This window comes from Klebsiella sp. LTGPAF-6F (assembly GCF_001753185.1).
GTDB lineage: Bacteria > Pseudomonadota > Gammaproteobacteria > Enterobacterales > Enterobacteriaceae > Klebsiella > Klebsiella michiganensis.
Window position 1 is genome coordinate 6,146,794 of the sequence record NZ_CP017450.1, and the last position, 19,991, is coordinate 6,166,784.

The 19,991-nt window shown below is 52.6% G+C and carries 18 protein-coding genes; 1 reads left to right on the forward strand and 17 read right to left on the reverse strand.

Annotated elements, in window-relative coordinates; all coding sequences use genetic code 11:
- Positions 1-486 precede the first annotated feature (486 nt).
- The 7 genes from phoU to glmU all read right to left on the reverse strand — a co-directional run bounded on the left by phoU (position 487) and on the right by glmU (position 8,864).
- Positions 487-1,212, reverse strand: coding sequence for a phosphate signaling complex protein PhoU (phoU, locus tag BJF97_RS28810; protein ID WP_004107251.1), 726 nt, complete (start codon positions 1,210-1,212; stop codon positions 487-489).
- 49 nt (positions 1,213-1,261) lie between these two features.
- The gene (gene pstB, locus BJF97_RS28815) at positions 1,262-2,035 is read right to left on the reverse strand and encodes a phosphate ABC transporter ATP-binding protein PstB (RefSeq protein ID WP_004855746.1); all 774 of its coding nucleotides are present in this window, start codon (positions 2,033-2,035) and stop codon (positions 1,262-1,264) included.
- 47 nt (positions 2,036-2,082) lie between these two features.
- Positions 2,083-2,973, reverse strand: a complete 891-nt coding sequence (gene pstA, locus BJF97_RS28820; protein ID WP_032694282.1) for a phosphate ABC transporter permease PstA — start codon at positions 2,971-2,973, stop codon at positions 2,083-2,085.
- Positions 2,973-3,932, reverse strand: coding sequence for a phosphate ABC transporter permease PstC (gene pstC, locus BJF97_RS28825; protein ID WP_004107261.1), 960 nt, complete (start codon positions 3,930-3,932; stop codon positions 2,973-2,975). The genes pstA and pstC overlap by 1 nt, the downstream gene beginning before the upstream one ends.
- A 192-nt stretch (positions 3,933-4,124) precedes the next feature.
- A complete protein-coding gene (pstS, locus tag BJF97_RS28830; protein ID WP_004127017.1) occupies positions 4,125-5,165 on the reverse strand; it encodes a phosphate ABC transporter substrate-binding protein PstS in 1,041 nt (346 codons plus the stop codon).
- Between the two features lie 316 nt (positions 5,166-5,481).
- Entirely contained in the window at positions 5,482-7,311 is a 1,830-nt protein-coding gene (glmS, locus tag BJF97_RS28835) for a glutamine--fructose-6-phosphate transaminase (isomerizing) (RefSeq protein ID WP_014227346.1), read from the reverse strand.
- 182 nt (positions 7,312-7,493) lie between these two features.
- On the reverse strand, positions 7,494-8,864 hold the full coding sequence (glmU, locus tag BJF97_RS28840; protein WP_032694281.1) for a bifunctional UDP-N-acetylglucosamine diphosphorylase/glucosamine-1-phosphate N-acetyltransferase GlmU: 1,371 nt from the start codon (positions 8,862-8,864) through the stop codon (positions 7,494-7,496).
- Positions 8,865-9,209: 345 nt separating this feature from the next.
- Here glmU and BJF97_RS28845 point away from each other — a divergent pair, with 345 nt between their 5' ends.
- The gene (locus BJF97_RS28845; RefSeq protein WP_032694280.1) at positions 9,210-11,381 is read left to right on the forward strand and encodes a right-handed parallel beta-helix repeat-containing protein; all 2,172 of its coding nucleotides are present in this window, start codon (positions 9,210-9,212) and stop codon (positions 11,379-11,381) included.
- Between the two features lie 413 nt (positions 11,382-11,794).
- On the opposite strand, the gene BJF97_RS28850 is transcribed toward BJF97_RS28845, so the two are convergent.
- From BJF97_RS28850 to rsmG, 10 genes are all read right to left on the reverse strand, one after another.
- Entirely contained in the window at positions 11,795-12,214 is a 420-nt protein-coding gene (locus tag BJF97_RS28850; RefSeq protein WP_004107274.1) for a F0F1 ATP synthase subunit epsilon, read from the reverse strand.
- Positions 12,215-12,234: 20 nt separating this feature from the next.
- Entirely contained in the window at positions 12,235-13,617 is a 1,383-nt protein-coding gene (gene atpD / locus BJF97_RS28855; RefSeq protein WP_004107276.1) for a F0F1 ATP synthase subunit beta, read from the reverse strand.
- A 26-nt stretch (positions 13,618-13,643) separates the two neighbouring features.
- Complete coding sequence (gene atpG / locus BJF97_RS28860; RefSeq protein WP_004107278.1) at positions 13,644-14,507, reverse strand: F0F1 ATP synthase subunit gamma; 864 nt, start codon at positions 14,505-14,507, stop codon at positions 13,644-13,646.
- 50 nt (positions 14,508-14,557) lie between these two features.
- Entirely contained in the window at positions 14,558-16,099 is a 1,542-nt protein-coding gene (gene atpA / locus BJF97_RS28865; RefSeq protein WP_004127029.1) for a F0F1 ATP synthase subunit alpha, read from the reverse strand.
- 12 nt (positions 16,100-16,111) lie between these two features.
- Positions 16,112-16,645 (reverse strand): F0F1 ATP synthase subunit delta, encoded by a 534-nt coding sequence (atpH, locus tag BJF97_RS28870; RefSeq protein ID WP_004855764.1) that lies wholly within the window; start codon positions 16,643-16,645, stop codon positions 16,112-16,114.
- 14 nt (positions 16,646-16,659) lie between these two features.
- Entirely contained in the window at positions 16,660-17,130 is a 471-nt protein-coding gene (gene atpF / locus BJF97_RS28875; RefSeq protein WP_004107293.1) for a F0F1 ATP synthase subunit B, read from the reverse strand.
- Positions 17,131-17,186: 56 nt separating this feature from the next.
- Complete coding sequence (gene atpE / locus BJF97_RS28880) at positions 17,187-17,426, reverse strand: F0F1 ATP synthase subunit C (protein ID WP_000429386.1); 240 nt, start codon at positions 17,424-17,426, stop codon at positions 17,187-17,189.
- A gap of 47 nt (positions 17,427-17,473) precedes the next feature.
- On the reverse strand, positions 17,474-18,289 hold the full coding sequence (gene atpB, locus BJF97_RS28885; RefSeq protein ID WP_004127037.1) for a F0F1 ATP synthase subunit A: 816 nt from the start codon (positions 18,287-18,289) through the stop codon (positions 17,474-17,476).
- Between the two features lie 8 nt (positions 18,290-18,297).
- Positions 18,298-18,678, reverse strand: a complete 381-nt coding sequence (gene atpI, locus BJF97_RS28890) for a F0F1 ATP synthase subunit I (RefSeq protein ID WP_004127040.1) — start codon at positions 18,676-18,678, stop codon at positions 18,298-18,300.
- Between the two features lie 616 nt (positions 18,679-19,294).
- The gene (gene rsmG / locus BJF97_RS28895; RefSeq protein ID WP_032694279.1) at positions 19,295-19,918 is read right to left on the reverse strand and encodes a 16S rRNA (guanine(527)-N(7))-methyltransferase RsmG; all 624 of its coding nucleotides are present in this window, start codon (positions 19,916-19,918) and stop codon (positions 19,295-19,297) included.
- Positions 19,919-19,991 lie beyond the last annotated feature (73 nt).

The window sequence follows — 19,991 nt, forward strand, 5'->3', positions numbered from 1 at the left end:
TACCGAAAAGGTGCTTCCCCTTAAGGAAAAAAGAACGTTATTAAAACCAGCACTATTATTTATTCGGTTAATACCATCCTGGTTTACCCACAAACAGCCTTGCATCAAATCAAAAAAAAACCTGAAGCAATCCCCCTGCAGAAAACAGAGGAGGCTTGCTTCAGGTTTTGCCCGCGCAGCGGTAACAATCCCTTTCATCGGCTAATGGCGGATTATCTGGCAAAAAAAAACCTGACATCACCAGGTTAACGGTGATGTCAGGTTTTGCCTGCTTGCGCAGTAACAATCCAGAGTTTTATTCGAGCCTTGCCGCAACAAGTCACCCGATTAATGTACCGCATTGTTACGCTATTAAAATCAAACCACAATTGATGAAATTATTATTTGTGACGACAATCGCACCAATTTTGTTAATTAAAAACAGGAGTAACATTAATCATAACTAATTCTGATAAATCCTTTATCAGAATTAGTCTCTGTGATTTATTACTCTTTAGGATCTTTCCCGGCCAGCAGTTTATCCAGCTCGTCGCCGCCAACGTGACGGAAATCCTGACCTTTGACGAAGTAGAAAATATATTCGCAGATGTTCTGACAACGGTCGCCGATACGCTCAATCGAGCGGGCGCAGAACAGGGCGGTCAGGACGCTTGGAATGGTGCGCGAATCTTCCATCATATAGGTCATCAGCTGGCGCACGATGCCTTCATATTCCTGGTCGACTTTCTTATCTTCGCGATAAATACGCACCGCTTCATCAAGGTCCATACGCGCAAAGGCGTCCAGCACATCATGCAGCATCTGCACGGTGTGGCGCCCCAGCGATTCCAGGCTCACCAGCAGCGGCTGATGCTGCTGGGAGAATTTTTCCAGCGCGGTGCGGCAGATTTTATCCGCGACGTCGCCGATGCGTTCCAGCTCGGCGATGGTTTTAATAATCGCCATCACCAGACGCAGGTCGCTGGCGGTCGGCTGACGCTTGGCGATAATGCGCACGCAGGCCTCATCGATCGCCACTTCCATCATATTGACCTGCTTGTCGCCGTCAATAACGCGCTTTGCCAGTTCGCTGTCCTGGTTATGCATCGCGGTGATCGCATCAGAAAGCTGCTGCTCCACCAGCCCACCCATGGTCATGACCTGGGTGCGGATGTACTCCAGTTCAGCATTGAACTGGCCGGAAATATGTTTGTTAAGATTTAGGTTATCCATAGTATCTCCTGATTGCCCAATAGGTTAGAGCCTGGTAGCAGAAGGGCAATCAACCGTAGCGGCCAGTAATATAATCTTCAGTTTGCTTCTTAGCGGGCTTGGTAAACAGATCGTCCGTGTTGCTGAATTCAATCAGCTCGCCAAGATACATAAATGCCGTATGGTCGGAGCAACGCGCGGCCTGCTGCATGTTGTGGGTCACGATAACGACGGTATAATCCTGTTTCAGTTCAGTGATCAGCTCTTCAATACGCCCGGTAGAGATCGGGTCCAGCGCCGAGCAGGGCTCATCCAGCAGCAGAACTTCCGGACGAATAGCGATACCGCGCGCGATGCACAGACGCTGCTGCTGGCCACCGGAGAGAGAATATCCGCTCTGATGCAGTTTATCTTTGGTTTCATTCCACAATGCGGCTTTGGTCAATGCCCACTGCACGCGCTCATCCATATCCGTGCGGGAAAGCTTCTCAAACAGGCGCACGCCAAAGGCGATGTTGTCATAAATCGACATCGGGAACGGCGTCGGCTTCTGGAACACCATCCCCACTTTGGCGCGCAGCAGGGCGATATCCTGGGTGTTGGTCAGAATATTATCGCCATCGAGCAGAATTTCGCCTTCCGCACGCTGCTCCGGGTACAGCTCAAACATTTTGTTGAACGTACGCAGCAGCGTGGATTTACCGCAGCCTGACGGTCCGATAAACGCCGTAACCTGGTTTTTGGTAATATCCAGGTTGATGTTTTTCAGGGCATGGAATTTTCCGTAGTAGAAATTCAGGTTACGAACTGAAAGTTTACCCGGGGTCGCATTCACCATACTCATCTCGTTCTTTTCCTCATTCGGCGCCGCGTTTCGCCGCGCCGCAAAAATTAACCGTGTTTATTCTTCGCGAAAACAACGCGCGCCAGAACGTTCAGCAGCAATACGCACAGGGTGATAATCAAGACCCCGGCCCATGCCAGTTGCTGCCACTCCGCAAAGGGACTCATGGCAAATTTGAAAATCGTCACCGGCAGGTTCGCAATCGGCTGCATCATGTCGGTGCTCCAGAACTGGTTGGAGAGCGCGGTAAACAGCAGCGGCGCCGTTTCCCCGGCGATACGGGCGATGGCCAGCAGAATACCGGTCATAATGCCCGATACCGATGCTTTCAGGGTGATCGCAGAGATCATGCGCCACTTCGGCGTACCCAACGCATATGCCGCCTCACGCAGGCTGTCCGGAACCAGCTTCAGCATGTTTTCAGTGGTACGAATAACGATAGGCACCTGCAGCAGCGCCAGCGCTATCACGCCCGCCCAGCCGGAAAAGTGCTGCATCTGCGCAACGACGATGGTGTAAACAAACAGACCGACGACAATCGACGGCGCGGAAAGCAGGATATCGTTAATAAAACGAATCACTTCGGCCAGCAAGGATTTACGGCCATATTCCGCCAGATAAATCCCCGCCAGAATCCCCAGCGGGGTACCGATAACCGTCGACCAGAGGATCAGCAATCCGCTGCCCGCCAGGGCGTTTGCCAGACCACCGCCCGCCGTATTTGGCGGCGGCGTCATTTCAGTAAACAGCGCCAGGCTCATGCCGTCGATGCCGCGGGTGACGGTGGACATCAGGATCCAGATCAGCCAGAACAGACCAAACGCCATGGTCGCCATCGATAGCGTCAGGGCGAGACGGTTTTTCATGCGGCGTTTTGCCTGCATTTTGCGACGGGATTCCGCCAGCTCCGCGGTGGTTTGTAATTCAATCGTCGCCATTAGCGAGCCCCCTCATTCTTAGCCAGGCGCATGATCATAAACTTCGATGCGGCCAGAACAATAAAGGTGATAACGAACAGAATCAGGCCCAGCTCCATCAATGCGGCAACGTGCAGTCCGGTTTCCGCTTCGGCAAACTCATTCGCCAGCGCGGAGGTGATGCTGTTGCCCGGCATATATAACGAAGCGCTATCAAGCTGGTAGGTGTTGCCGATAATAAAGGTCACCGCCATGGTTTCCCCCAGCGCGCGCCCCAGACCGAGCATTACCCCGCCGATCACGCCGTTTTTGGTGAAAGGCAGAACGATACGCCAGATAACTTCCCACGTTGTGCAGCCGATACCGTAGGCGGACTCTTTCATCATCACCGGCGTCTGTTCAAAGACGTCACGCATAACGGCCGCGATGTAAGGAATGATCATGATGGCCAGAATCACGCCCGCCGCCAGAATACCGATACCAAATGCCGGGCCCGCAAAGAGCGCGCCAACGAACGGAATGGTCGACAGAACGTTGCCAACCGGCTCCTGAAAATAGGTCGCAAACAGCGGGGCGAAAATAAACAGGCCCCACATGCCGTAAACGATACTGGGGATCGCGGCCAGCAGCTCAATAGCGATACCCAGCGGACGCTTCAGCCAGGCGGGTGACAGTTCCGTCAGGAACAGCGCGATACCGAAGCTCACCGGTACGGCGATCAGCAGCGCGATAAATGAGGTGACCAGCGTCCCGTAAATGGGTACCAGGGCGCCGAAAATCTGGTTCGGTGCATCCCACTCTTTGGTCCACAGAAAGGCAAAGCCAAATTTCTCAATGCTTGGCCAGGACGAGATGATAAGGGAGACGATGATGCCGCCAAGCATCAATAGCACAATCAGCGCCGCCAGTTTTACCAGCACGCTGAAAATTATGTCACCCTTTTTCCCCGGAGGGTTAAATGCCGGCTTGGTTGCAGCCATAAGTTACTCTTCAGTTTCGGGCCAGAAAAAATCGTAGTTTACTGATCTTTCTGGCAAAGGTAATGCCATACCCTAAATAATTCGAGCTGCAGGCAGGCAGCTGGCTTGTGGATCCCCGGGAACATAGATGGGCTATGTGACCGGGGTGAACAAGCGCTGCCAACGCACCTGTAGCTCGAAGGCTGACGGGTATTAGTACAGCGCTTTACCGCTGCTGTCCTTTACGTTGGTCTTCCATGCCGCGCGAACTTGCTCAACCACGCTTTCCGGCAGGGTGGCATAATCCAGCGCGTTGGCTTCTTTACCGCCGTTTTTATACGCCCAGTCGAAGAACTTCAGCACTTCGGCGGTCTGCTCTGGCTTGTTGGAAGCCTTGTGAACCAGAATGAACGTGGTTGAAGTGATCGGCCATGCGTTGTCGCCTTTCTGATTCGTCAGATCCTGTGCAAAGGATTTGCTCCAGTCGATTTCTTTCGCCGCGTTAGCGAAGTTATCTTCAGTCGGGCTCACCGGCTTGCCATCGGCGGACAGCAGTTTGGTGTAAGCGAGGTTGTTCTGTTTTGCATAGGCATATTCTACGTAGCCGATAGAGCCCGGCAGACGCTGAACGAACGCGGCGATGCCGTCGTTGCCTTTACCGCCCAGACCGGTCGGCCAGTTAACGGTTGAGCCCGCGCCGATTTTAGATTTCCACTCTTCGTTCACCTTCGCCAGATAGCTGGTGAAAACGAAGGAAGTACCGGAACCATCGGCACGACGAACCACCGCGATGTTCTGAGAAGGCAGCTTCATGCCCGGGTTGAGCTTAGCAATCGCCGCGTCATCCCATTTTTTGATTTTGCCCAGGTAGATATCACCCAGCGTTTTACCGTCAAGCACCAGCTCACCGGATTTCACGCCAGGCAGGTTAATTGCCAGCACTACGCCGCCGATAACGGTCGGGAACTGGAACAGACCTTCCTGAGCCAGCTTGTCATCAGCAAGAGGGGCATCAGAAGCACCGAAGTCTACGGTGTTGGCCGTAATTTGTTTTACGCCGCCAGAGGAGCCGATACCCTGGTAATTGACTTTATTACCCGTTTCCTTGTTATAGGTATCTGCCCATTTGGCATACACCGGCGCGGGGAAAGTTGCACCTGCGCCAGTCAGGCTTGCTGCTGCAAAAACAGAGAAAGCGCTCATCGATAAGGTCGCGGCGACAACTGTTGCGACGGTGGTACGCATAACGTTCATAATGTCTCCTGCTGGATTCGTAAACCATTGTTTCGAAGCTATGGTGAGCAAAATAGGACAAACAGGTGACAGTAAAATGTACGAATTATTACAGTTTTATGACAAGCAAAAAGACGGGAATTTACGTTAAATAAAAACAATACAAATCATATTGTTACTATGGTTAATGATAGAAAGATTAGCGGAAAATTTTATTTTTATGACAGCGAAAAAGCGTCTCAAAAATGACAGGCTGTCATAAAGCGGGTGGGATCTCGCCGTTCACCGCAAATAAAAAGGGCCGCCGGACGGCAGCCCTTTCAACGCTGTAAAATCGTTATTCCACGGTAACGGATTTCGCCAGGTTACGCGGCTGGTCAACGTCAGTCCCTTTGATCAGCGCGACGTGATACGCCAGCAGCTGCAGCGGTACGGTATAGAAGATTGGCGCGATCGCCTCTTCAACATGCGGCATCTCAATGATGTGCATATTGTCGCTGCCGGTGAAACCCGCATCGCCGTCAGCAAAAACGTACAGCTGGCCGCCGCGAGCGCGAACCTCTTCAATGTTGGATTTCAATTTTTCCAGCAGTTCGTTGTTCGGCGCGACCACCACCACCGGCATTTCAGCGTCAATCAGCGCCAGCGGACCATGCTTCAGCTCGCCGGCAGCATAGGCTTCCGCATGAATATAGGAGATCTCTTTCAGCTTCAGCGCCCCTTCCAGGGCAATGGGATACTGATCGCCGCGGCCAAGGAATAGAGCGTGGTGTTTGTCAGAGAAGTTCTCAGCCAGCGCCTCAATACGCTTGTCCTGCGAAAGCACCTGCTCAATGCGGCTCGGCAGCGCCTGCAGGCCATGCACGATATCATGTTCAATCGACGCATCCTGGCCTTTGAGTCGCGCCAGTTTCGCCACCAGCATTAGCAGAACGGTCAGCTGCGTCGTGAAGGCTTTAGTCGAGGCGACGCCGATTTCCGTCCCGGCGTTGGTCATCATAGCCAGATCGGACTCACGCACCAGGGATGATCCAGGCACGTTACAAATCGCCAGCGACCCCAGATAGCCCAGCTCTTTCGACAGGCGCAGGCCGGCGAGGGTGTCCGCCGTCTCGCCGGATTGAGAGAGGGTGATCATCAGGCTGTTGCGACGCACGGCCGATTTGCGATAGCGGAACTCGGAGGCGATTTCAACATCGCACGGCACCCCTGCCAGCGACTCAAACCAGTAGCGGGACACCATACCTGAATTGTAGGAGGTGCCGCAGGCGATGATCTGAATATGCTCGACCTTAGACAGCAGCTCGTTAGCCTGCGGGCCCAGCTCGCTTAAATCAACCTCGCCGTGGCTAATGCGCCCGGAGAGGGTATTTTTGATGGCGTTCGGCTGCTCGTAGATCTCTTTCTGCATATAGTGACGATAGATACCTTTATCGCCCGCGTCGTACTGCAGACTGGATTCAATATCCGGGCGCTGCACTTCAGCGCCGGATTTGTCAAAGAGAGTCACGGAACGGCGGGTGACTTCCGCAATATCGCCCTCTTCGAGGAAGATAAAGCGGCGGGTAACCGGCAGCAGCGCCAGCTGATCGGAGGCAATGAAGTTTTCCCCCATCCCCAGGCCAATCACCAGCGGGCTTCCTGAACGAGCGGCCAGCAGCGTACCCGGATCGCGGGAATCCATGATCACGGTACCGTAAGCGCCGCGCAGCTGCGGGATAGTCCGCAGAACCGCATCACGCAGAGTACCGCCCTGTTCCAGCTCCCAGTGCACCAGGTGCGCAATAACCTCCGTGTCAGTCTCGGAGGCGAAAACGTAGCCCCTCGACTGCAACAGCTCGCGCAGCGGCTCATGGTTTTCGATAATCCCGTTATGCACCACCACAATATGGTCAGAAACATGCGGATGCGCGTTACCTTCAGACGGTTCGCCGTGCGTCGCCCAGCGGGTATGGGCAATCCCGGTACCGCCGTGCAACGGATGTTCTTCCAGCGCCTGGGCCAGCATCTGTACTTTCCCGAGACGGCGAACGCGGTTCATATGACCTTCGTTATCGACGACGGCCAGACCGGCGGAGTCATAACCGCGGTATTCCAGACGACGTAAACCTTCGAGAAGGATTTCAGCAATATCACGCTGCGCGACTGCGCCAACAATTCCACACATAGTTTTTAATTCCGATTTTGGCTGTATGCCATACGTTGTCGGTCAACCTGTTTACCCGTATTTTCGGGCGCCCCGAGCCTTGTAGAGAGTGGGGTTATTTTTATGGGTACTGCCGTGGGGGGAGGATTATTTTATCCCCTCACCCCGCTCTTTCCCCCGAAAAGGGCGAAAGAGAAATAGCGTTACTTTTTCTTCACCGGGCGCTGCCAGCCCTGTTTATGAACCTGCGGCACGCGGCTTAACACTAATTCATTATCGGCAACGTTACGCGTTACCGTTGTTCCTGCGGCAATGGTGACCCCCTTGCCGACGGTCACCGGAGCGACCAGCTGGCTGTCTGAGCCAACAAACACGTCATCACCGATCACTGTTTTATGCTTATTTGCACCATCATAGTTACAGGTGATGGTGCCCGCGCCGATATTCACGTTATCGCCTATCTCGGCGTCTCCGAGATAGGAGAGATGCCCGGCTTTCGTGCCTTTACCCAGACGCGCCTTTTTAATTTCGACAAAGTTGCCGACGTGCGCGCCTTCCAGGAGCTCCGCGCCAGGGCGCAACCGTGCGAACGGCCCAATGGTACAGGCGGCTGCCAGATGAGCATCCTCTACCACGGTATAGGGGCTGATCTCGCAATCATCACCAATGGTGCTGTTCTTGATGACACAGCCGGTGCCAATCTTTACCCGATCCCCCAGCACCACGTCACCTTCGAAGATAACGTTAGTATCAATTTCGACATCGCGCCCGTGTTTCAGCACGCCGCGCAGATCAAAACGCGCCGGATCGCGCAGCATAACGCCCGCGAGCAGCAGTTCTTCAGCCTTTTCAGACTGCCAGACGCGCTCAAGACGAGAGAGCTGCAGGCGGTTATTCACGCCTTCCACTTCGCTTAGACGCTGAGGATGAACAGCGGCAATTTCACGACCTTCTTCATAGGCCATGGCGATAATATCGGTGATGTAGTATTCACCCTGAACGTTGTTGTTGGTGAGCTTAGCCAGCCAGCGTTTAAGATCCGCGCCATTGGCGACCAGAATCCCGGTATTAATTTCCTGAATCCGGCGCTGCTCGTCGCTGGCGTCTTTATGCTCGACAATGCCCGTCACCGCTCCGTTATCGCGCGTAATGCGGCCGTAGCCGGTCGGATCGTCAAGCTTCACCGTCAACAGACCGATGCCGCCCTGCGGTTTCGCTTCCCGCAGACGCTTCAATGTTTCGACGGAAATGAGCGGCACGTCGCCGTACAGCATCAGGATATCTTCATCATCGCTGAAGAACGGCGCCGCCTGCTGCATGGCGTGGCCGGTACCTAGCTGTTCGGCCTGCAGGACCCAGTTGAGGTTGTCTTCGTGCAGCGTCTGGCGAAGCAGATCGCCGCCGTGTCCGTACACCAGATGTACGGCGGAAGCGCCTAATTCTTTAGCTGCATCAATAACATGCTGCACCATTGGCTTCCCGGCCAGCGAATGCAACACCTTAGGAAGATCGGAATACATGCGGGTACCTTTGCCAGCGGCAAGAATAACCACGCTCATCGGACTGTTTGACATACGCATCCTGACTGCTGTTGGAACGAAAAGTAAAAGCCTTTCACGTTGAAATATCTACATATTTTTCATCATGAAACGAGACGAAGATAAAACGCACAAGCGTAACGCTATACACCATTTTAGGTGGGTATTTTTAGTCAGCGCAAACCCGTTTAGCGCAAAAAAAGCATTTTAATGAGTGGCAATGCCGGCTATCCCTCTGCTTTTGCTGTTTTTTTGGCGGGTAAATAAAGAAAAGCCATAAAATAAAACACAGTTTTAATATTCATTAATTGTGACGTGATAAATAGAAACGCCATTTCATTTTCCTGATAATGCCGGTTAATAATTACCCAGGAGAAAAGAATGAATAACAAAATACCTTTGGCATTAACCCTTTGCAGTACGATGATCGCGCTACCGCTGCAGGCCAACGAAGGTCATCAGTGGCGGGCAATCGCCTTTGGGCAATCTACCGACAGCAATTTTTCCTCGAATGTTCTGCCGGAAAAAATTGGCGTCAACGATGTCACCATCGCCGGAAAAAAACTGACGCCGCAGGACGTCGCCGACCTCAGCCAGCCCATTACCATCGAGAGCCGGGGAGGTAAAATAGCCAATTCTCACGACGGACTGACCTTCTTTTACACCCGGCTACCGACCAGCCAGAATTTTATCCTGCAGGCTACGGTGACCGTCAATCAGTTTGGCCCGGAAAATGGCGCGCGTCCTGCGGCACAGGAAGGTGCGGGACTGCTGGTCCGCGATGTAATAGGAGTTCCGCGTCAACAGCCGCTGAAGGTCGGCTACGAAGAGTTTCCGGCGGCATCCAATATGGTGATGAACGCCATTATGACGCAGGATAAAAAAGATGGCTCACATATCAAATTGCAGGCTATCAGCCGGGAAGGGATAACCCAACCGTGGGGCAATGCGGGCGCATCAATAAAGCGTCAGAGCTATAAAGAGAAAATCGATATCCAGCAAACGCCGACGTTCCAGCTCAGACTGGAACGCACCAACGACGGGTTTATTACCTCATGGGCAGCAACGGGCAGCGAGGAATGGGTGAGCCAGCAGGTTCCGCACGCCGATCTGGTTGCCCGGCAGGATAAAGAACATTACTACGTCGGCTTCTTCGCCTCACGTAATGCAAAAATCACCGTCAGCAACGCCTCGCTCACCACCTCAGCGGCACATACGGTTCCCTCCGCGCCGTATGTCGCTAAAGGCTGGCCGCCGGTTATGCAAATTGCTTCGGGAACAGTAAGCCAGAGCAAAGCTTACATCCTACAGGCGCGCACCAACAGCGATGGGCGCATCACCGTTCGTCAGGATGAAGTGGTGATCGGGCAGGATAAAACCGTGAAGGCCGGGGAAATGTTTACCCAGCCTGCCGTACTGAAAGATAAAAGCACGTTCGAAATCCGCTTCACTCCGGCCACCGGCGCGGAAACGCTGACCCAGACGCTGACGGTTGAACAGAGTCCCCAAGTGACAGGCAATACGCTCTACGCCGCGCCAGAGGGACAACCTCAGGCAAAAGGGACGGCGGACTCGCCGCTGGATTTCGCCTCCGCTATCAAACTCGTCCCGCCCGGCGGGCAAATTGTATTAGCCGCCGGAGATTACCCGCAAACGACCATTCCTGTCAGCGCCAGCGGCCTGAAGGACAAAATCAAAACGCTAAAAGCCGACGGAAAAGCGGTGATTCACGGGCTGCTGCTGGATGCCAGCTACTGGCATATCGATGGGATTGAGATTACGGACAAGAGCCTGCGCGTACAGGGCAGCCATAACCTGATCGAGAACGTCACCGCGTATCGTAACGATGATACCGGCATTCAAATTTCCTCTCCGGCGGATGTTGGACGCCCGCTGTGGGCCAGCTTTAACCGGGTAGTGAATTCTGAATCCTTTAGTAACGAGGATCCGGGCAAAATTAACGCCGACGGCTTCGCGGTGAAAATGCGCGTAGGAGAGGGTAACCGGCTGGAGGGCTGTTACTCGCACGATAATATCGACGACGGTTTCGACCTGTTTAATAAAATTGAGGACGGTGCAAACGGCGTTGTGGCGATCGAGAACTCTATTGCCCGCAATAATACCAGTAACGGGTTTAAGCTCGGTGGGGAAGGGCAGCCGGTCGCCCACGAGGTACGTAACAGCATCGCCATCGATAACCATCTGGACGGTTTTACCGACAACTTTAACCCCGGCAAGCTGGTGGTGGTTAACAACGTCGCGGTAGATAACCAGCGCTTTAACTACCTGTTCCGCCCGAGTCCGTACGGTGCGCCGGAAACGCAGGGCACCTTCAGCGAGAACCTTTCCCTGCGCAGCCAGCCTGGGAAATATGACGATGCCGTTGTCGGGAATATTGACGATAGCAACTATTTTATCCACGGCGGCAGAAGCATCAACGCTCAGGGCAAGCGCATTAACAGCGCCGATTATCAGACGCTGGCGCTGCCGGACCCGCTGACGCGTGAGGCCGACGGCAGCTTCAACACCGGTAACTTCCTCAGCCGCAACTAACCCGCTATACGTGAAAAACATAAAGGTCGCCCTGGGGCGACCTTTTCACTTTCTGTCTGTTTCACACCGCATGTGTTGTCGTTTTAGTTAGCGGTACAGCGCAAAAACAGTCTGGAAAGTTGACTTCTTAGTGGTTGAACGTACCGAAGGTTACGTTCATAGCACTGAAGAAAGCGACGATTTTATTAAGCAGTTTCATGATCTCTTCCTGGATAGCGATTACGTTTTTGATGAATTTTTTTGTGACTCACATCACAAAAACAAGTCTACGCTTCATCTTTTAAACGATCAACAAAAATGAGACATGCATCACAAAATTTTTAAACCCGCTTTTTAGTTTTGCTTTTTCTGAAACGAAGCCATAAAAAAAGCCAGCCTGGAAACCAGACTGGCTTTTAGCGTTCAAGCCGGTGTTACATCGCTTTTTTGGTCAACTCGATAACGCGCAGTTTAGCGATCGCTTTGGCCAGTTCCGCAGACGCCTGAGCGTAGTCCACGTCACCATGAGAGCTCTTAATGTGCTCTTCAGCCTTACGTTTCGCTTCCAGGGCTCGCGCTTCGTCGAGATCCTGGCCACGAATTGCCGTATCAGCCAGAACGGTCGTGCTACCCGGCTGCACTTCAAGAATGCCGCCTGACAGGTAGATAAATTCTTCGTGACCGTGCTGCTTAACGATGCGAATCATACCAGGCTTAATGGCGGTGAGCAGCGGCGCGTGCCCCGGGTAAATACCCAGTTCACCTTCGCTACCCGTTACCTGGATTTTCTCGACCAGACCAGAGAACATTTGTTTCTCTGCGCTGACGACGTCCAGGTGGTAAGTCATTGCCATATCACCCTCCGATTAAGGCGTTAAAGTTTTTTGGCTTTTTCCACGGCTTCGTCGATAGAACCGACCATGTAGAACGCCTGCTCCGGCAGGTGATCGTATTCGCCTTCCATGATGCCTTTAAAGCCACGGATGGTGTCTTTCAGGGAGACGTATTTGCCCGGAGAACCGGTAAATACTTCTGCCACGAAGAACGGCTGGGACAGGAAGCGCTGAATCTTACGCGCGCGAGCTACCACCAGTTTATCTTCTTCAGACAGTTCATCCATACCCAGGATGGCGATGATGTCTTTCAGTTCCTGATAACGCTGCAGGATGGACTGAACGCCACGAGCGGTGTCGTAGTGCTCCTGACCAACAACCAGCGGATCCAGCTGACGGCTGGTGGAGTCCAGCGGGTCAACTGCCGGATAGATACCCAGCGAAGCGATCTGACGGCTCAGTACCACGGTTGCGTCAAGGTGCGCAAAGGTGGTGGCTGGAGACGGGTCAGTCAAGTCATCCGCAGGTACGTATACCGCCTGTACGGAAGTGATAGAGCCGGTTTTGGTGGAGGTGATACGTTCCTGCAGAACGCCCATCTCTTCCGCCAGAGTCGGCTGGTAACCTACCGCTGAAGGCATACGGCCCAGCAGTGCGGATACTTCAGTACCGGCCAGGGTGTAACGATAGATGTTATCGACGAACAGCAGAACGTCACGACCTTCGTCACGGAACTTCTCAGCCATGGTCAGGCCGGTCAGCGCAACGCGCAGACGGTTTCCCGGCGGCTCGTTCATCTGGCCATACACCAGGGATACTTTATCGATAACGTTGGAGTCGGTCATTTCGTGGTAGAAGTCGTTACCCTCACGAGTACGTTCACCTACGCCCGCAAACACGGAGTAACCGGAGTGCTCGATCGCGATGTTACGGATCAGCTCCATCATGTTTACGGTTTTACCTACACCCGCACCACCGAACAGACCAACTTTACCGCCCTTCGCAAACGGACACATCAGGTCGATAACTTTGATGCCGGTTTCCAGCAGTTCCTGAGAGTTTGACAACTCTTCGTAGGAAGGTGCTGCGCGGTGGATAGCCCAACGCTCTTCTTCACCGATGTCGCCTTTCATGTCTACCGGTTGGCCCAGTACGTTCATGATACGACCCAGCGTTGCTTTACCTACCGGGACTTCGATCGGATGCTCGAGGTCTTTTACTTCCAGACCGCGACGCAGACCGTCGGAAGAACCCATGGCGATGGTACGAACAATACCGCCGCCGAGCTGCTGCTGAACTTCCAGCACCAGATTCTCACTACCATTTTGTACCTCAAGAGCCTCGTACACGCGCGGTACGGCATCCTGAGGGAATTCGACGTCGACCACGGCGCCGATTACCTGGACAATTTTTCCAGTAGCCATCTTGAATCCTCTACGAATTAACCTGGTTATACCGCGGATGCTCCACCGACGATCTCGGTGAGTTCCTGAGTAATGCTGGCCTGACGAGCTTTGTTGTATACCAACTGCAGCTCTTTAATCAGGCTGCCGCCATTGTCGGTCGCGGCTTTCATCGCCACCATACGTGCGGCCTGCTCGCTGGCCAGGTTTTCTACCACGCCCTGATAAACCTGAGATTCCACATAACGGCGCAGCAGGGTATCCAGCAGCGCTTTCGGATCGGGTTCATACAGGTAATCCCAGGATTTACGCTTCAACTCACCATCTTCTGAAGCCGGTAACGGCAGCAGCTGAGTGATGGTTGGAACCTGAGACATGGTGTTAATAAATTTGTTGCTGACAATATACAGCTTGTCCAGACGGCCTTCATCGTAGGCCTGCAACATCACTTTTACCGGACCAATCAGTTCGGACAGGGATGGGTTATCCCCCATACCCGTCACCTGGGCGACAACATTACCGCTAACGGAATTAAAGAACGACACGCCCTTGGAGCCGATCATTGCGAGTTCGCACTGAACGCCTTTATCGGACCATGCTTTCATTTCCGCCAGCAGCTTTTTGAACAGGTTAATGTTCAAGCCACCGCACAGACCACGGTCGGTAGACACCACCAGGTAGCCCACGCGTTTAACGTCGCGTTCTTCCAGGTAAGGGTGCTTATATTCCAGATTACCGTTCGCAAGGTGACCGATCACTTTGCGCATCGTATCTGCATAAGGACGGCTGGCCGCCATACGCTCCTGCGATTTACGCATTTTGGAAGCGGCGACCATTTCCATCGCTTTAGTGATCTTTTGCGTGTTCTGGACGCTTGCGATCTTACTACGTATCTCTTTTGCGCCGGCCATGAGCTTCTCCTCAATGCCTTGCGGCCTGCCCTAGAGCAAGCCGCCAGACTTTACCAGGATTGGGTTGCTTTGAAGGAATCGAGGATGCCTTTCAGCTTGCCTTCGATTTCGTCGTTATAGCCACCGGACTGGTTGATCTCTTGCATCAACGGAGCGTGATCACGGTCGACGTAAGCCAGCAGAGCGGCTTCAAAGCTACCGATTTTCGACAGCTCGACATCCGCCAGATAACCACGTTCTGCCGCGAACAGAACCAGAGACTGCTGCGCAACGGACATCGGCGCATACTGTTTCTGTTTCAGCAGTTCGGTCACTTTCTGACCGTGGTCCAGCTGCTTACGGGTTGCATCATCAAGGTCAGAGGCAAACTGGGAGAACGCCGCCAGTTCGCGATACTGTGCCAGAGCGGTACGAATACCACCGGACAGTTTCTTCATGATCTTGGTCTGAGCTGCACCACCAACACGGGATACGGAGATACCCGGGTTAACCGCAGGACGAATACCGGAGTTAAACAGGTTGGTTTCCAGGAAGATCTGACCATCGGTAATGGAAATTACGTTGGTCGGAACGAACGCAGAAACGTCACCCGCCTGGGTTTCGATAATCGGCAGCGCAGTCAGAGAACCGGTTTTACCCTTCACTTCACCTTTGGTGAAAGCTTCAACGTATTCGACGTTAACACGTGCAGCACGCTCCAGCAGACGAGAGTGGAGGTAGAATACGTCGCCCGGGAATGCTTCACGTCCAGGCGGACGGCGGAGCAGCAGGGAGATCTGACGATAAGCAACGGCCTGTTTAGACAGGTCATCATAAATGATCAGCGCATCTTCACCGCGGTCGCGGAAGTATTCACCCATTGCACAACCGGCATACGGCGCCAGGTATTGCAGTGCGGCAGATTCAGATGCGGTTGCAACCACAACGATGGTGTTAGCCAGCGCGCCGTGTTCTTCCAGTTTACGTACCACGTTAGAAATCGTGGACGCTTTCTGGCCGATAGCTACGTAGACGCACTTGATGCCGGAATCACGTTGGTTGATGATGGCGTCGATAGCCAGCGCGGTTTTACCGGTCTGACGGTCGCCGATGATCAGTTCACGCTGTCCACGACCGATTGGGATCATGGCATCAACGGATTTATAACCGGTCTGCACCGGCTGATCGACGGACTGACGTTCGATTACGCCCGGCGCGATAGCTTCAACGGCGGAGAAGCCGTCGTGCTCCAGCGGACCTTTACCATCAATCGGTGCACCCAGGGTGTTAACCACACGTCCCAGCAGGCCGCGGCCAACCGGAACTTCAAGGATACGGCCAGTACATTTAACCTTCATACCTTCGGCGAGGTCAGCGTACGGACCCATCACAACTGCACCTACGGAGTCGCGCTCCAGGTTCAGTGCAATAGCGTAACGGTTACCCGGCAGAGCGATCATCTCACCCTGCATACAATCGGCCAGGCCGTGAATGCGGATAACACCGTCACTTACAGAAACGATAGTACCTTCGTTATGAGCCTCGCTCACAACATTGAACTGAGCAATGCGCTGCTTGATCAGTTCGCTGATTTCGGTGGAATTCAGTTGCATGCTCCAGTCCCCTTAAGACTGCAAGACGTCTGCAAGGCGTTCAAGACGGCCGCGTACGCTACCATCAATGACCATATCACCCGAACGGATGATTACGCCTGCCATTACAGACTTATCGATTTTGCAATTCAGCTTAACTTTGCGTGACAGACGTTTTTCCATCGCGGCGGTAATTTTCGCAAGCTGTTCGTCACTCATTTGAGCGGCAGAAATAACTTCTACCTCTGCGGTTGCCTCACTGGCAGCGCGCAGGTGAATGAACTGCTCGAGAACATCAGGGAGCGCTTTCAGACGACCATTTTCAGCCATCACCCGGATCAGGTTTTGACCATTTTCGTCCAGTTGCTCACCACAAACCGCGATAAACACATCAGAGAGCGTTTCCGGCGCCAGTGCGCCAGAGAGTAGCTCTGCCATTTCTTCGTTTTTAGTCACTTCAGCAACAAACGCCAGCATATCCTGCCAGCGTTCAACGCTGTTGTGTTCGACGGCAAAGTCAAAAGCTGCTTTGGCGTAGGGGCGAGCTACCGTTACAAATTCAGACATCAGCCCCTCCCTCCTTACAGTTCAGCGACAAGTTTATCCACGATGTCGCTGTTAGCAGCTTCATCCACGGAACGTTCGATGATCTTCTCGGCGCCAGCAACAGCCAGGATAGCAACCTGCTTACGCAGCTCCTCACGGGCACGTTTACGTTCGGCATCGATTTCAGCCTGCGCCTGTGCGACGATTTTGGTGCGTTCCTGTTCTGCTTCCGCTTTTGCTTCATCCAGGATCTGAGAGCGACGCTTGTTCGCCTGCTCGATGATTACCTGGGCTTCCGCTTTCGCTTTTTTCAGCTGGTCGGTCGCGTTGGCCTGTGCAAGGTCCAAATCTTTCTTAGCGCGTTCTGCAGAAGCTAAACCGTCAGAAATTTCTTTCTGGCGCTTTTCGATGGCAGCCATTAAAGGCGGCCATACATACTTCATGCAGAACCATACGAAGATAACAAACGCGATGGCCTGGCCGAGGATTGTTGCGTTCATGTTCACAGCACAATACCTCTTAAAAAATAACTCTGTGGCTTAGGTTTCTTTCGAACAACTTACTACGCGACGGCGAACATCACGTACAGACCCAGACCTACAGCGATCATCGGGATAGCATCCACCAGACCCATAACGATAAAGAACTGAGTACGCAGCAGAGGAATCAGATCCGGTTGACGCGCTGCGCCTTCCAGGAATTTACCCCCGAGGATGCCGATACCGATCGCAGCACCGATTGCCGCCAGACCCATCATCACAGCGGCAGCCATGTACAGCAGATCCATATTCAGGTTTTCCATGACAGTCTCCAGTTTGTTTCAGTTAAAACGTAGTATGTTGGTAAAAATCAATGCTCTTCAGATGCCATCGACAGATAGACGATCGTCAGAACCATGAAGATGAAGGCTTGCAGCGTAATAATCAGGATGTGGAAAATGGCCCATGGCACATTCAGAATCCACTGTGACCACCACGGCAACAGGCCAGCAATCAGAATGAAAATCAGCTCACCGGCATACATGTTGCCGAACAGTCGCAGACCCAGTGATACAGGTTTTGACAGCAGGCTTACCCCTTCAAGGATTAAGTTGACAGGAATGAACGCCCAGTGATTGAACGGCTGCAGGGTCAGTTCTTTAACGAACCCGCCCACGCCTTTCATTTTGATGCTGTAGAAAAGAATCAGGATAAATACGCCAAGCGCCATCGACAGGGTGATGTTAACGTCAGCTGACGGCACCACGCGCAGAGCAGGCAGACCGAGAACGTGTTCGCCGATCCAAGGGATAAAGTCGATAGGCAGCAGATCCATCAGGTTCATCAGGAATACCCAGACGAACACGGTGAGGGCCAGCGGAGCAATGACCTTGCTCTTGCCGTGATACATATCTTTGACGCTGCCATGGACGAAGCCGATGATCATCTCAATGAAGGTCTGGAATTTACCAGGTACGCCGGTTGTCGCCTTTTTAGCCACGCTGCGGAACATAAACAGGAATAACAGACCGAGCACCACTGAGAAAAACATGGAGTCAATGTTGAGCGTCCAGAAGGTGGCCGGGGGGTTGTGCGGATCCACCAGCGAGAATGTACGCAGGTCCAGCTGAAGGTTGTTCAGATGGTGGCCTATGTAATCCTGCGGCGTCATATTTTCTGAAGCCATGATGCCTTTTACCCTTTGTTGTTAATTACAGCTGGCGCCAGAACTTGTACCACCAGCACCAAAACCCACGTCACTATCAGCGGCAAAAATACCACTTTCAAAACCGCCAGCGCCACCGCCAGAAAGGCGAAGGTCAGCAACACCTTGAAGGCTTCACCAATGGCGAAGGACCAGGCCACTCGGCCTTTAGCTGGTGTATGCGCCTGATGACGCCAGGCAAAAATCATAAATATCATGTTTGGCAAAAGAACCGCCAAACCTCCACTCACCGCGGAGATGCCCCAGAAAGGGTCTTTGAGGCTGAACAGCAGTCCACTTGCTATTACTGCCAGTAACTGAATAAACAGAAGCTTACGAGCAACGTTTCGACTCAAGAGCGACACTGACATCACGTTTTTACTCCTGCTCCCTTCGAGGTATGTCGCGTGTCGTATAAAACGTCCTTTAAGACGAAGAGTCAAGCATCAAAAAGCGGACAAATTATACGGTGACGCCTCGTGATTTCAAACAATAAGTAGCAAAATAGTGAATAAATGTTTAATTATTTTCCGACAGACAACTTTTCATGCATTTCACCGATCTGTGAGCCGTCATGCAAAACTGCAAATACCGCGAAAAATCGGCAATTAAAGCGTGCATCAGATCACATAATAAACATTTTTCGCGAAATCGAATTAATTCTGTACATAAAACTCAATTTTTTATCCGTTTGATATTCAACATAAAAACCAGGTATTCTTTCTAAAACAATCCCATATACAATAAAAACCTTTTATTGACATTCATAATAAAAATTTAACATCAGTATGAAGTGCAAGCAGCGAGATTTTTAGCGTACTGATATTTTCAATGTTGACTATTCTGTTGGTAAAGCAACAGGGCCAAGTTAACGGAAAGAAAACCCCTGGTAACCCCAGGGTTAAAGACAGTCCGATAATACCCTGCCGTGACTTTTATTTTTGTAACATCCACGGACCGTGTTTTTTTCACATTTTTTGATAAAAATTAAATCATTTTTGGCTGAAGCACCACAAGGTGACGCTCCCCTTCCAGCTGAGGCACATGCAGTTCGACAACTTCCTTAATGACGACCCCTTCCGGCAGATTTGCCATTTCATCTTCCTGCGCTAAGCCCTTGAGCGCATAAAAGTGACCGTTCTCTGCAGGTAAATGATGGCACCAGCTCACCATGTCATTCAGCGACGCAAATGCGCGGCTAATCACGCCGTCAAACGGCGGCTCTGCCGGGAACTCTTCCACACGGCTTTGTACCGGGGTGACGTTATCCAGTTTGAGCTCATGCTGGACTTGCCGAAGGAAACGTACTCGCTTGCCCAGACTGTCCAGCAGGGTGAAGTGGGATTCAGGACGCACGATAGCCAGCGGGATCCCCGGCAGCCCAGGCCCCGTACCGACATCAATAAAACGCGTTCCTTTAAGGTATGGCGCAACAACAATGCTGTCGAGGATGTGGCGTACCAGCATCTCGTCAGGATCGCGAACCGAGGTCAGGTTATAGGCCTTATTCCACTTATCCAGCATGCCAACGTAGGCGACAAGCTGGTTTTTCTGGTGATCGGTAAGTGAAATACCTGCTTCATCAAGCAGACGAGAAAGTTTGTTGAGCACGATCGTTACCTGTTTAAAAACAATGAGCCCGGAGGCGATACGCTTACCGGGCTGAGAAATTGACCTGACGGAT

What these genes read in the sequence shown, in the direction of transcription:
- phoU (WP_004107251.1), bottom strand. Translation starts at nt 1,212, where the DNA reads ATGGATAACCTAAATCTTAACAAACATATTTCCGGCCAGTTCAATGCT.
- pstB (WP_004855746.1), bottom strand. Translation starts at nt 2,035, where the DNA reads ATGAGTATGGTGAATGCGACCCCGGGTAAACTTTCAGTTCGTAACCTG.
- pstA (WP_032694282.1), bottom strand. Translation starts at nt 2,973, where the DNA reads ATGGCGACGATTGAATTACAAACCACCGCGGAGCTGGCGGAATCCCGT.
- pstC (WP_004107261.1), bottom strand. Translation starts at nt 3,932, where the DNA reads ATGGCTGCAACCAAGCCGGCATTTAACCCTCCGGGGAAAAAGGGTGAC.
- pstS (WP_004127017.1), bottom strand. Translation starts at nt 5,165, where the DNA reads ATGAACGTTATGCGTACCACCGTCGCAACAGTTGTCGCCGCGACCTTA.
- glmS (WP_014227346.1), bottom strand. Translation starts at nt 7,311, where the DNA reads ATGTGTGGAATTGTTGGCGCAGTCGCGCAGCGTGATATTGCTGAAATC.
- glmU (WP_032694281.1), bottom strand. Translation starts at nt 8,864, where the DNA reads ATGTCAAACAGTCCGATGAGCGTGGTTATTCTTGCCGCTGGCAAAGGT.
- BJF97_RS28845 (WP_032694280.1), top strand. Translation starts at nt 9,210, where the DNA reads ATGAATAACAAAATACCTTTGGCATTAACCCTTTGCAGTACGATGATC.
- BJF97_RS28850 (WP_004107274.1), bottom strand. Translation starts at nt 12,214, where the DNA reads ATGGCAATGACTTACCACCTGGACGTCGTCAGCGCAGAGAAACAAATG.
- atpD (WP_004107276.1), bottom strand. Translation starts at nt 13,617, where the DNA reads ATGGCTACTGGAAAAATTGTCCAGGTAATCGGCGCCGTGGTCGACGTC.
- atpG (WP_004107278.1), bottom strand. Translation starts at nt 14,507, where the DNA reads ATGGCCGGCGCAAAAGAGATACGTAGTAAGATCGCAAGCGTCCAGAAC.
- atpA (WP_004127029.1), bottom strand. Translation starts at nt 16,099, where the DNA reads ATGCAACTGAATTCCACCGAAATCAGCGAACTGATCAAGCAGCGCATT.
- atpH (WP_004855764.1), bottom strand. Translation starts at nt 16,645, where the DNA reads ATGTCTGAATTTGTAACGGTAGCTCGCCCCTACGCCAAAGCAGCTTTT.
- atpE (WP_000429386.1), bottom strand. Translation starts at nt 17,426, where the DNA reads ATGGAAAACCTGAATATGGATCTGCTGTACATGGCTGCCGCTGTGATG.
- atpB (WP_004127037.1), bottom strand. Translation starts at nt 18,289, where the DNA reads ATGGCTTCAGAAAATATGACGCCGCAGGATTACATAGGCCACCATCTG.
- atpI (WP_004127040.1), bottom strand. Translation starts at nt 18,678, where the DNA reads ATGTCAGTGTCGCTCTTGAGTCGAAACGTTGCTCGTAAGCTTCTGTTT.